The sequence below is a fragment of the Butyrivibrio sp. DSM 10294 genome, assembly GCF_028539135.1.
Taxonomy (GTDB): Bacteria; Bacillota; Clostridia; order Lachnospirales; family Lachnospiraceae; genus Butyrivibrio.
This window is the reverse complement of sequence record NZ_JANSWL010000087.1, coordinates 438,840-452,427: the sequence shown is the minus strand read 5'-3', so window position 1 is coordinate 452,427 and position 13,588 is coordinate 438,840. Positions and strand designations below refer to the sequence as shown.

The window sequence follows — 13,588 nt, the reverse complement described above, 5'->3', positions numbered from 1 at the left end:
ATTATGGAGCAAAGGCTTATTTCTACCACCGGTGAATTATCGGAGTTAAGGCAACTTCTTGATTCGGGAATGTATAATAACGTACTGCTTGTGTGTGGCAAACACACAAGCAGTACGCTTTGTGTTAACGATTTGATTCTGGGCAAGGTTACAGGCTCAAATATCACTATGTTTTCGGACTTCAAGCCCAACCCCACCTATGAATCTGTAGTACAGGGAGTGAAGCTGTTCCGTGAGAATGGATGCGACAGTATTGTGGCCATTGGAGGCGGATCTGCTATTGATGTGGCCAAATGCATCAAGCTTTTTACCGGCCTTGAAGGCGACGGTGAGAATGGAGAGTTCCTTAAAATGGAACTGCAGCCAAGTGATATTCCCTTTGCAGTAATGCCTACAACCGCTGGTACAGGCTCTGAGGCCACCAGATTTGCGGTTATATATTATAACGGAGTAAAGCAGTCGGTAACCCATGTCAGCAGTATTCCGAATGTTGTTTTTCTGAATCCCGATGCACTTAAATCGCTTCCGGATTATCACAGAAAGAGTTCCATGCTGGATGCGCTGGCACATTCAATAGAGTCCTTCTGGTCAGTTAACAGCACGGAGGAGAGCCGTAGCTACAGCTGTGATGCCATCAGTATGATAATGGCTAACATGGAGGAATATCTCAATAATACCCCGGAAGGCAACAGGCAGATGTTGATAGCGGCCAATACTGCAGGCAAGGCAATCAATATAACTCAGACAACTGCAGGTCATGCGATGTGTTATAAGATTACAAGTTTATTCGGACTGGCGCATGGACATGCAGCATTTTTATGTGATAAGATACTTTTCCCATGGATGACTGAGCGCACAGACAGATGCAGTGATCCAAGAGGAAGTGAATATCTAAAGAGTGTATTTGAGCAGATTTCCAAGGCTCTGGGATGTGGCAGCACGGAAGAAGCCAAGGAAAAGCTTGAAAGAATATATAAGGTGCTTGAACTGGATACACCTAAGGCAGATCAGGAACAAATTAATGAATTAACAGACTCAGTAAATGAGCAGAGATTAAAGAATAATCCAATAGCATTGGATAAGGCAACGATCAGACAGTTGTATGAACAGATTTTGGAAGGAGTAAGACAATGAAGGTTGAAAAGTTTGTGGAAATGATAGGAGCTGATTTTTATACGGGAGTGCCAGATTCTCAGCTAAAGCCTTTATGCGACTATTTAATCAACCTGTACGGTATAGATAAAAAGCATCACATAATTGCTGCTAATGAAGGAAACTGTACAGCATTGGCAGCAGGTTATCATCTTGCTACAGGTAAGGTGCCGGTTGTTTATATGCAGAACAGCGGTGAGGGCAATATCATCAATCCATTGGCTTCACTTCTTAACGAGAAAGTATATGCAATACCCATGATCTTTATCATCGGATGGAGAGGTGAGCCCGGGGTACATGACGAACCTCAGCACATTTATCAGGGTGAGGTAACAATTAAGCTTCTTGAGGATATGGGAGTTGACTCATTTGTTGTTGATAAGGATACCAGCGAGAGCGACCTTATGAATACTCTGGAAAGCTTCAGAAAGCAGCTTGCAGCAGGTAAGGATGTTGCCTTTGTTATCAAAAAGGGAGCATTGGAGTACGACGAGGCAGCAGTTTACAAGAACGATAACACAATGGTCAGAGAAGAAATCATCAGACATATTGTTGAAGTGAGCGGAGAGGACCCGATCGTTTCTACTACAGGTAAGGCCAGCAGGGAACTGTTCGAAATAAGAGAAGCTAACAAGCAGGGACATAAATATGATTTCCTTACAGTTGGCTCTATGGGACACTCAAGCTCTATAGCACTTGGAGTTGCAATCAATGCTCCCGAGCGCAAGGTATGGTGTATTGATGGAGACGGAGCTGCTCTTATGCACATGGGCGCCATGGCTGTTATAGGCAATAACAAGCCCGGGAATCTTGTACATGTTGTTATCAATAACTCAGCTCATGAGACTGTCGGAGGTATGCCAACCGTTGCAGGAAGCATCGACCTTGTAGCTATTGCCAAAGCCTGCGGTTATGAGCATGCTATCTGTGTAGACAGCTTTGAGAAGCTGGATGAGGCTCTCAAGGAAGCTAAGACAAGAAAGGCTCTTTCTCTTATCGAGGTTAAATGTTCCATCGGAGCAAGAAAAGACCTGGGAAGACCCACAACAAGTGCATTGGACAATAAGCTTCAGTTCATGGAGTTCATCAGAGGATAAGTATGCAAAAAGAGGATTTGAAAAAAGTTCATTTGGCGCAGCTGGATCTTTTGATAGAACTTAAGAGAGTCTGCGACAAAAACGGTATAAAATTCTGGCTGGCCTACGGAAGCATGCTGGGTGCAGTAAGGCATAAAGGCTTTATTCCCTGGGATGATGATCTGGATGTTGCCATGACCAGAGCTGATTACAAAAAGCTTAGGGCTGCCTGTGACAAGGATCTTGATCCTGAGTATGAGTATCAGGACTGGGATGTGGATCCGGCTTTTGGATTTGGCTATGCCAAATTAAGGATCAGGGGCACGCATTTTGTGGAACAGAATGCAGTTGATTCTTCTGCACATAACGGAATATTTATTGATATTTTTCCCTATGACAATGGGGCTCCTTCAATTGAGGAAGAGAAAAAGGATGAGAAGCTCTTCTATGTCCTTAAAAGGCGCATACTTGCCAAGAATGGCTATATGCCTGCCGATGCGGGACTTATTAAGCGCATTGCCTATTTTGCCATGAAGCATTGTCCGGGCAGTGTGGACTCCCTCAAAAAGAAGATTGAGAAGAAAATTGAAGAAAGAGCCGGGCAGTCTTCCGACTATCTCATTTGCCATTACGGAGCCTATGGCTATATGAAGGAGAGAATGCCTGGGAGCATATTCAGCGAAATCGTGGACTGCGAATTCGAGAAGAATGTAATGCCCATTCCTGTGGGATATAAGGAATATCTGACTCAGTTATACAGAGACTATATGCAGTTTCCTCCGGAATCGGAAAGAGAGAACAGGCACTGCATAGTCGAACTTGATTTTGGAAGCTATAAGATCCGTAGTACAGAAGGCTGCTGATCAATTTGCTTGGAGATATTATATGGCAAACGTAATAAAGTACATAATTAACTATTGTTTACGGATCATACTGGTGATCTTCAGAATATTTCCCATCGATAATTCCAAGGTCATACTAATGAGCTTTGGTGGCAAGGGATTAAGTGATAACCCAAGATACGTGGCAGAGAGACTTGCCAAGGATTATCCGCAGGGCAAGTACATCTGGCTTGCCAAGAACATGGATGAGGAGTATCCGGAATACATCACCAAGGTCAAGATCCACTCACTCAGGTCAATGTATGAGCTGGCAACTGCAAAGGTATGGTATTTTAACAGCAGAGTCAATCTCTATATGATCAAGAGAAAGGGCCAGACTTATATCCAGACCTGGCATGGAGGTATCAGTGTAAAGAAGATCGGTAATGCCGTTAATAATTCTGATTTCCTTGCTACCAAGAGAATGCAGCATGATATAGCGATTACTGATGTAATGATATCAAGCAGCGGCTTCGGAGATAAAGTTTACCAGAAGGACTTTGGCTTTAATAAGGAGATTCTTAAGCACGGATATCCAAGACTTGATATATTGTTCAACGCAACTGATGAGGACAAGGCTCTTTACAGGAAAAAGATCGGTATCAAAGAGGGTGCAAAGGTTGTGTTCTATGCTCCTACCTTCAGAGATGATCAGAGAACAGATGTCTATGATCTTGATTATGACGCAATACTTAAGGCTCTTGAGAGTAAATGGGGTGGAGAGTGGGTTTTTGTCACCAAGTTCCATCCTGTTATGAGAAATGCCGATAATCTTATTCCGGGTGACCCCAGAGTCATAGATGCTCGCGGCTATGACGACACCTATGAGATCATGGCTGTCAGCGATTGTCTCATAACTGACTATTCAAGCGTTATGTTTGAGATGGGAATGGTTCACAAGCCGGTATTTCTGTATCAGAAGGATTATCAGGACTACTGCGCAGGAAGAGGATTGTATTTTACAAGAGAAGAATTGCCTTTCCCCAATGCTCAGGATAATGATAAACTTATTGAGAATATTGCGGCATTTGATGCAGAGCCGTATGTAGTAGCGGTAGACAAGCTCTTCAAGGAGAAGATTGAAGATTATGACGATGGCAGGGCTTCAGAGCGTACCAGCCGATATATCGTCGATATTTTGCAGGGAAAGTAAGGAAGAATTTCTAAGGTCATGGCCAGAAAAGAGATAAAAGCAGGAATCGGATATACAGTCGGAAATATATTGATAAAGAGCATTGCTTTTTTGACTTTGCCTATCTTTTCCAGGCTTTTGTCCACTGAGGAGTTTGGTGTATTCAATACCTACATGGCTTATGAGGCGATATTGGCAATTATCATAGGTCTTGGAATGTATCCTTCCATCAGAAATGCCGGTATTGATTATGAGTCGGAAATAGATACCTATGTTTCTACCATCGTAGGAATTACAGTTGTACCCCTGACGGTTCTTACAGCCGGCATCTTTGCTGCTCGTAGTTTGTTCCACTTCGGAAGTGAGTATCCCTGGTATGTATTTGCCTGTCTGATATTCCACTCCTTTGGAACCGCCATGCTGGCTATCAGCAATGCAAGGCTGGCACTTGATTATAACTATAGGAAATTTATGGCATATGCGGCATTTAATGCGATTTTTAATGTCGTTTTGTCTATTGCTCTTATAAAACTTGTATTTACATCCTCCAGGGAATACGGAAGGATAGTCGGAAGTGCAATTCCGCTTATTCTTATTGGTATTGAGATTTTCATCTCATTGGGCCAAAGAGGGCATTTCAGAGTAAAACCTGACATGGCCAAATATGCCCTTGGTTTTGGCTTTCCCATGATCTGGCATTTTATGTCGCAGCAGATCCAGAGTCAGTTTGACAGGATTGCCATCACAAATATAGTGGGTGCTGCCCGCACGGGAATCTATTCTTTTTCATACAGCATCGCATATGTCCTTCAGGTTATTTTTTACTCGGCAGAGAATGTATGGGGTGTGTGGTTCTATAAGAAAATGAAAGAAGAGGACTATCCAACTATCCGTAAGGTGTCAAGAATATATATGGCTGTTATTGCATTCCTTGCTATAGGTATGCTGGTGGTGGAGAATGAAGTGATCCATATTTTGGGACCCAAGGATTATTGGGAAGGAAGCGGTATTTTTATTCCAATCCTCATTGGCATTTTTATGCTGTATCTGTATACCATTCCTGTTGGAATTGAGTATTATTTCAAGAAGACCAGATATATCGCAATGATGACTATTATTTCAGCTATAGTAAACATTACAGGTAACCTGATCTTTATACCGATGTACGGATATAATGCTGCGGCGTTTACCACGTTTGCCAGTTATGCATTTCAGTTCTTTGTTCATTGGATGATTTCTAAGAAGGTTCTGAAGCAGCACAGTATAGTTCAGAACGTTTTCAGGCTTTCGGATATTATGCTGATACTTATGGTAGTGATAATAAGCGGCGTTGCGGTTTATTTCCTGAATGCGCATATTCTCCTAAAATATGTGGCATTTATCATCGCATCACTGATAGCACTGTGGTTTTACCGCAAGGAACTGGTATTTGCGTTTAAGGAAGTTATACGTAAGAAGAAGTAAAGTATTCCGATCAGGAGGAGTATATGGCGTTTTTGATAGTGATTCCCATAGCAATGCTATTGGCGATAGTTTTTGACAAAAAGACAGAAGAGACAATTGCCCTTTCCATGATCTGGGCATCGCTCCTTGCATATCTGTGCGGAATCATCTATGAATTGTGGATCGCTACCTATCTGGTGGCCGGTATTGCGGTATTATCTACGGTGGGAACAGTTGTATATGGTATCAGGAAGAAAAAGATTGCCAATCTCATCACCCCGGGACTACTGCAATATCTTCTTTTGTGTGGCTACTATATGCTTGTCTTCAAGGGAAGATTTGTAAATAGTCAGGACAGTCTTGTTGCATATGAGAAATATCCCCGTGAGTTTTATTATGTGAATGATATCTGCAGATTCAAAGAGCCGGTAGGCGTTATGGTCTGGAAATATCTTAGTCTTAAAATGTGGCCCAACTATTCGGAGGGCATGCAGCTTTTTGCCGGAGTTGCAATGCAGGTTGCTATGCTGGTATTTTTCTTCAGGCAGACAGAGAGTGATAAGAAAAGGGACAAGATCCTTAAGTTCTGTCTGGGATTGTTCTTTATGCTGTTCCTGCCGCTGACCTATAAAGGCGGCGTTGTGGCGATGCAGTATGATTACATTGCAGGAATTCTTACTGCTTTTGTGCTGGCTGCATATATGGCGTTAAAACAGACGGGAGACAGATATTATAAGGTTTTAGTTATCAGTTCGCTTGTTTTTCTGATCCATATTAAGAGCACCGGTATTATCCTTGCGCTTATATGTCTTATGATCATTGCAGGCATGGAAATGGTATATGAGAAGCAGGAGGGCATCAGGAGATATTATTTCCTGACTGTCTGCACCGTAGCTGTAGTACTGTCCAAGCTTAGCTGGACTTTCTTCTGCAAATTAAATGATGCTGAGGAGAAGTTCAGTATCGGTCAGGCTATACATAAGATGAAGCCCTACGCAGTAGTGGCGGCTGTCATCGTATTTGCCGCGACTTTGTATATCGGAATCAGGATTCTTCTTAAAAAGAATCTAAAAGTATATATTTCATTGGTGATTTTGATGGCAATTGCCATCTTCGCAGGCACAACTGTGATAATGCCTGCTGATATAAGGCTTCAGACCATGGGAAGCTTTGCTCAGATAATTTTTTCCAACTACTGCGTTGACAGGGCATACGGCTTTGGATCCAATCTTCAGGCACCTTTTATCATGGTAATTGTGATTCTTCCCTGCCTCCTGTATATGTTATCCAGGGAAAAAGAGGACAGTGTCAGAAGGCGGAACAGGATATTTATGATCCTTGTAAATGCTGGCTTTTTGGTTTATGCATCAGTGGTGTATCTGACCAACTTCTACGGAAGGGGACTTAATCAGACTGTCAAAGCCAAACAGTGTGAAAGATATCTTTTTGGATATATCATTGTGTTTGTTCTGCTGTACATCTCAATCATATTAAGGGATATGGAGAAAACCTCGCTGTACCCTGTAGTCATCGGACTACTGGTATTCACAGCTGTGTTTATATCTGACCTTGGTATATTCTACCGTCAGACTTTTGTTCGTTCCGAAGTGGCAAGATATGACGCTATTGAGAAGGTCGATATTGAATATCCCGATGTGGTCTATTTCATTGATGAGACTGGCGATGAGAACGTAGACCGATTTAATTTTGAGTTATCACCGGGTAGAATTGTTTCCAAAGATTATATCGATATGCATCTTAGCACTCTTGCTGACGAGCCTCACAAGATTACGCTTGAGGAGTGGGCTGACAAGCTCAAAGAATGCAGATATGTGTTCCTCGCAGCGGTTGATGACAATTTCGCCGAAGAATACGGCAGCATCTTTGAAGACGAAATTGCTTTGGGACATTTCTATTCCGTTATAGTTGATGGGGAAAATGTCAGGCTTAAGATTGCGGATATGAATTAAATCCGTATACTTGTTTAATTGGATGATGAATCGTTTAAAGGACAGACAGTGCCGCCTCGGTGCTGCCTGTTATCTTGTTTTTTAATGCAACCACACAAAGAGGTTAGCGGATATGAAAAGAGTAGTATATATAGCAAGGGCGACAGTGCCTTCTAAATCAACGAATAGTGTGCATATTGCCAAGATATCAGAAGGCTTTACGGAGCTTACGGACAGCTTTAGTCTGATTGTCTCAGGAAGTGATAAGAGCATAAGCGCTGCTGAATATTATGGACTTAACCATGATTTTGAGATAATTGAACTTAAAGAGAAGGGGAAAGACAGGCTGTCACAGATAAAGTGGGCCAATGCCGCAGTTAAGATGGCGATAAAGAGCGGCGCAGACCGCATAGTGACAAGGGATCCCTTCACAGCCTTTTTTGCTGTAATGAAGGGAACAGAGGCTACTCTTGATCTTCACGGAGATCTTAATCACCTCTGCGGCAGGTTTTACAGGATGATCAAATGGGGGCCCTTTGTGAATAACAAAAAGCTTAAACTGGTGATGATCTCAGAGGGACTTAAGGATTATTATGTGAAAAAGTATGGTGTAAGCCCTGACAGAATCACAGTTTTGCCCGATGCCTGCACCCTCAGCGATTATGAAGGAATATCCGACAAGCCCTCCGGGAATTTCGGGGAGAGGCTTCAAATAGGATATTTTGGTAAGACACTTATTGGCAAAGGCATAGATCTCATCAGAAGATTGGCTGCTTTGGACCCTGATAATGACTATGAGATATATGGCGACACCAAAGAGGCCGCAGAGAAGGAGACAGGCAAGCCGTTTAGTGACAACGTTCACTTCCATGGGCATGTAAGGAACGCAGAGATACCGGCGATCATGTGCAGCATGGACGTGCTGCTTCTTCCCAACCAGGACAAGGTTATGGTCATGGGGGAGGATATAGGCAAATTTACATCGCCGCTCAAACTCTTTGAGTACATGGCAAGCGGCAGGGTGATAATTGCCTCTGACCTTCCGGTTATAAGGGAAGTAGTTGATGATAATATCGCCTATCTGGCGGACAGCGCCGATGAAACAGAATGGAAGAAGGCGCTTGATTCTATCAAGGAGGGTCCAAGGCAGGCCGCTCAAAGAGCAGAGGCTGCCAAAGAAAAAGTAAAGCAGTACACCTGGATCGAAAGAGCCCGGAAGATGCTGTGATATAATAAATTAGTTATTTGGCAGCGGTTGGGGGTTGTCACAGGAATGAAAAAGTTTAATTGGTACATGATAAGTAAGAACAGAGATGCAGTGTATGCACTGGCCATCATCTGTATAATGATATTCCACTGCAAGTCTCCGAAGAATATTGAGGGGGGCCTGCAGATTCTCCATTCCTTCAAACTGATGGGGAATCTTGGAGTTGATATTTTCCTGTTTGTTTCCGGAATCTCTTTGTATTTTGCCATAACAAAGAACAGCTCCTGGAAGAGGTTCTACATAAACAGGCTTAAGAGAGTATGGATACCTACGATAATCGTGTTGTCTGTATGCTATCTGTATTTTGTGCGGGACAGAAGGTTCCTATCATACATAACATATGTTACCGGAATTGATATGTTTATCAAGGATTCTCTGGTGATATGGTTTATTACATGTATTACTGTCTGCTATATTCTGTATTATTTTGTCTACCGGTTATACCTTAGGACAAACTGGAGTATATGGGCTCTTGTTGCGGCACTTGCGGTTTCAATCGGCTTTAACGCTGTCATGAGCTATGCATTTCCTGAATTCTGGAAGTCAACGGAGATCATGTGGAGACGAATCCCCATATTCCTGGTGGGCTCCTATATGGGCAAGGCGGTTTATGACAAAAAGGAATCGAGACTGTCGTATGTTCATGTGATTTTGCTTATGATCGTATCTATCATCAGTGTATTTGTATGGGACAGCTTCATTGCGGACTATGTTTCCAAGAGATATTTATATCTGGTGATGGCGGTGATCTTTTCCATGTTCTTTGGCATTATAGGGGAAGTGAAGCAGCTGGGGCCTGTTTTTCGCTGGCTTTCACCTCTGACACTGGAGATATATCTGGTGCATGAGAGAATCATTGATGCTCTTAAGATGAAGCACCTGGATAACAATCTTTTAATTATGAATATGATTGCCATCGTATGCGCATTGGTAGTTGCCAAACTTTTGCTTACCTTTGAAGATAAGGTGATTTACAGGAAAAAATAAGTGATCGGAGATCTTGCATGACTAAAGAAAAAGCATTTAGGGTCTTGATACCCCTCGTTATCATAATTTACATAATCGTGGGAAGATTTCTTCTGCTTGATTATGGTGTGTCAAGAGACGAAAGGGCTGAGAGACAGTCCCTTCAGGTTAACATGAACTATGTTACTGAGCTTGTTACGGGGCAGTCAGATGAGAATATCACACCATTGTTTGAATATAAGGACAAGTATTACGGAATGTCCGCGCAGTTTCCCATGGCGGTATTTGAGTATCTGTTCAAAGACAATATCCGCAGCATTTTTCTTGCAAGGCATTTATATACGTTTTTGTTTTGCTGCTTGGGCTATATCTGCTTTTATCTGTTTACTTCCAAGGTATTTAAGTCCGGGGCTATGGGCGCTCTGGGGACTGCAATGGTGGCTCTCTATCCCAGGTTTTTTGCCGAGCAGTTCTATAACATCAAGGACATGGTGTTTATGTCCCTGTTTATGATCAATCTGTTTGTTGTATATCTTCTTGTGGAAAACGGGTTTAAATGGCGCCACTGCCTGTTATTCATACTCGTAAGCGCCGTGTCCGTTAACGTAAGGATCATGGGAGCTGTTTTTCCTGCTCTGGTCCTTGGATATATGTGGGTATTTGGAATCAGGGAAAAAAGAGAGGGTGAAGAGAAACTGTTTGTTAAAAAGGCATTAGCCCAGACCCTTGCGCTGATATTTGGAATCCTTGTGCTTCTGGTGATTCTTACTCCGGTTACCTGGCATAGCCCCATTAAGCAGTTGGTAAGGATGTTTAAGACATTCCTTGACTATGGAAGATGGAACGGCACCATCGTATTTATGGGAGAGGCTCTTACCAAGGATCAGCTTCCCTGGTATTACGTACCTGTATGGCTTCTGATTTCACTTCCGATATGGTATATCATATTGGGACTGGCTGCCGTAGTGCTTTTTGTGATCGCGGTGGCAGGAGCCGTCAGGAAGAAGACGAAATTTAATGATATAGTACTCGGCAATAAATATATTATTCTTGCATTTGCTGCGGGATTTCTGCCATGGCTTTCAGTGGCAATCACTCATGCAACAATATATAATGGGTGGAGGCACTTATATTTTGTTATGCCCTCAATTGTTACAGTTCTTTTGTGGGCGGTAAAGAGGCTCCTTGGTAGCGGCAAGCTGTTTAGGGTATCTGCTATGGCACTTATTGCAGCAGGTCTTTTGACTCAGGTTGTATGGATCTGTAAATATCATCCTTACGAATATGTCTATCTGAATGAGATAGGAAGCCTTTTCGGAGATCAGTTCGACAGAGATTACTGGACTCTTAGTGAATATCAGGCTTATGAGAAGATAAGAGATGTTAATCCTGAGCTTACCGGCAGGGATTACTTCTGGATGGGATCCCAGGGAGCCGGATATTTTGAATATGTCCTTAAGGATGAGGAAGAAGAGAAGGTTGCTGTAAGAGCTGATGGCTATGAGTATTATGCTGCCTTTTACAGAGGAGTTGTTGGTAACGAATATACCGTTGAAGGCTTCACTGAGATAGATTCAATTTATGTCAATGGATTCAAGATAGCATCGATCTATATTAAGGATGGATTTGAGCCCTGATCTGCGGGAGGCAGAGACGGATAATTAACTACATGGGAGAGGATTAGAGAATGTCTATAGTTGTTGCACTTCCTATAGCAGCTGCAATTGCATTGTTTTTTAACAAGAGAATAGAAGAAACGGTGGCTCCGGCAATTTTTTCGGTTATAACACTTCTGTATTTCTCCGGAATCATAACTACATTTACCCCCGGAATTATACTGTCACTTGTTCTTGCAGTAGCATGTGCTGTATATACGGTTATTACGTGTGTTAAGAGCAGAGAGCGAATAAAAGAGAATCTTTTTACGCCGGGACTTATAGTGTTTCTCGCTTTATCTGTGTACTTTCTTTTTGTGGCTTATGGAAGAATATTCAATCAGGGAACCGATGAGGGACATCATTGGGCGATAGTCATCAAGTACTTCTATATGCTGAATGACTACTCAAATGTACCTATGACGACGGACCTGGCTCCTTACCATTGCCCGGCGGTATCCTTGTGGGACTATTTCAGTACAAAGCTATGGCTCTCCTGTTCAACCGGAATCATGATGTGGGGGCAGCAGATAATGGCTGTGAGCCTGCTTCTTCCGCTATTTGCTCATATTACTTCTTTTAAAGAAAAAAATAAGATTCTGATCACAACTTTGTTTATTACCGTTCTTCCTTATTGTCTGAGGGATGTTAATTATAAGTTTGTGGGCTATACAACGTTTCAGCCTGATTATATACAGTATCTTCTTATGGCTGTCGCTTTAATATACTTCAGACAGTATTATCTTAAAAAGGACGGCTTTTATCTGGGTTCAAGCTTATTTTCCGTATTTATTCTTGTGTTGTCCAAGAGAACGGGAATCATAGATGCGATTGTCTATCTCATCATAATTTATGCTGTGATGCTGCTTCATAAGGAATTTGACCTTAAGAAGACCTGGACTGTAATTGGAGCCAATCTTGCAGCTATCGGCGCAGCATACCTGACCTGGGAGCTGTATCTGACTTTTACCGGAACTGTTACGGGAGGTCTCTCAGGCACTGTTGCCAAAATGGCAGGGAAACTTTTTGCTGCCGGTCCGGTAGTTGTTATAGGAGCGATAGTAGTAGCTATCGTAGTATGCATTGTTTTGTGGAAACTTCAGACCAAAAAGCCTATAGCAGTTATCGCTGCCCTGATGGGTGCATATACACTGGTATGTATTTATCTGATCAAGGCCAAGGATGTGGAAGAGTCTTTTAAGAATGAGGCATTTGCCTATGTTGCAAGGACCTTTCTCGGGCATGACCTTACAGGGTACGATGGCCTTATCAAAATCGATGTACCCCAGATAGGCCACGGAATTCCGATATCCATGGGAGCATTCCTTCTTCTGTGCATCATACTCTGGAGAGTTGCTATCCTTAAGAAGGAAGAAATGTCAGATAAGAATAAATTTGATGATTATATGGTAATCTTCCTGGTAGTTGGCTATGTGCTGATGCAGATCTTCAGGCTTATGGGGGCTATCGCCTTCATGGCTTACAAGAATCAGCCCACACTGGCGGCTTCCGACAACTATCTCGGACCCTATCTTCTGGCGATGCTGGTGGTTCTGGGAGAGCTGTGGCTTGACCATGACAGGACGAGAGGAGACCTTGGAGTCAATAAGACTCTGGTAATGTTGTTCGCCATTATGTTGTTCTTCAACTGCGGTTCCATTGTGCTTAACCTGGTGGAGAAGCCCACAGAGCATTATTTCTATGCACTGGAGGGACAGTCCTTTAACTACGGCGATAAGATATATCTTATGGATACAAATATTGAAAACGAGAATCTGAATCCCGATTTCTATTTCCAGGTGGCTCCGGCTTCCTCAAGCGCAGGCTCCTGGTATATTGACGGATACATGAGCGACAGATTAACTCCTGAGGAAGTGTCCGATAAGCTGATTAACGGCAAATTTAATTATGTATATATAGAGAATCTGGGTCCTGACTATAAGGGATACTATGATGAACTCTTCGCCAATCCCGGTGATATGGACAACAATCATCTCTACAGTGTAAATGTGGTTGATGGTATGGTATCATTGGTTTTGGTTAATTAAACAATAGTGAGAATGATAA

At 42.6% G+C, this 13,588-nt stretch carries 10 protein-coding genes; all 10 read left to right on the top strand.

Features of this window, described 5'->3' with window-relative positions; translation table 11 throughout:
• The first annotated feature begins 3 nt into the window (after positions 1-3).
• The 10 genes from NXH67_RS15780 (at position 4) to NXH67_RS15735 (ending at position 13,569) form a co-directional block, all read left to right on the top strand.
• Entirely contained in the window at positions 4-1,134 is a 1,131-nt protein-coding gene (locus NXH67_RS15780; protein WP_272798000.1) for a phosphonoacetaldehyde reductase, read from the top strand.
• Entirely contained in the window at positions 1,131-2,249 is a 1,119-nt protein-coding gene (gene aepY, locus NXH67_RS15775; RefSeq protein ID WP_022777685.1) for a phosphonopyruvate decarboxylase, read from the top strand. Before NXH67_RS15780 ends, aepY begins: the two co-directional genes overlap by 4 nt.
• A 2-nt stretch (positions 2,250-2,251) precedes the next feature.
• On the top strand, positions 2,252-3,091 hold the full coding sequence (locus NXH67_RS15770; RefSeq protein WP_022777684.1) for a LicD family protein: 840 nt from the start codon (positions 2,252-2,254) through the stop codon (positions 3,089-3,091).
• A 22-nt stretch (positions 3,092-3,113) separates the two neighbouring features.
• Positions 3,114-4,262, top strand: a complete 1,149-nt coding sequence (locus NXH67_RS15765) for a CDP-glycerol glycerophosphotransferase family protein (protein WP_022777683.1) — start codon at positions 3,114-3,116, stop codon at positions 4,260-4,262.
• A gap of 18 nt (positions 4,263-4,280) precedes the next feature.
• Entirely contained in the window at positions 4,281-5,705 is a 1,425-nt protein-coding gene (locus NXH67_RS15760) for a lipopolysaccharide biosynthesis protein (protein ID WP_272797999.1), read from the top strand.
• Between the two features lie 23 nt (positions 5,706-5,728).
• Positions 5,729-7,654, top strand: a complete 1,926-nt coding sequence (locus tag NXH67_RS15755; RefSeq protein WP_272797998.1) for a hypothetical protein — start codon at positions 5,729-5,731, stop codon at positions 7,652-7,654.
• A gap of 112 nt (positions 7,655-7,766) precedes the next feature.
• Complete coding sequence (locus tag NXH67_RS15750) at positions 7,767-8,861, top strand: glycosyltransferase family 4 protein (protein WP_272797997.1); 1,095 nt, start codon at positions 7,767-7,769, stop codon at positions 8,859-8,861.
• Positions 8,862-8,906: 45 nt separating this feature from the next.
• The gene (locus NXH67_RS15745; protein WP_272797996.1) at positions 8,907-9,887 is read left to right on the top strand and encodes an acyltransferase family protein; all 981 of its coding nucleotides are present in this window, start codon (positions 8,907-8,909) and stop codon (positions 9,885-9,887) included.
• Positions 9,888-9,904: 17 nt separating this feature from the next.
• Positions 9,905-11,503 carry a hypothetical protein gene (locus NXH67_RS15740; protein ID WP_272797995.1) on the top strand — a complete coding sequence of 533 codons (1,599 nt, stop codon included), beginning with the start codon at positions 9,905-9,907 and terminating at the stop codon, positions 11,501-11,503.
• A gap of 50 nt (positions 11,504-11,553) precedes the next feature.
• Positions 11,554-13,569 (top strand): hypothetical protein, encoded by a 2,016-nt coding sequence (locus NXH67_RS15735; protein ID WP_022777677.1) that lies wholly within the window; start codon positions 11,554-11,556, stop codon positions 13,567-13,569.
• The last annotated feature ends 19 nt before the right edge of the window (positions 13,570-13,588 follow it).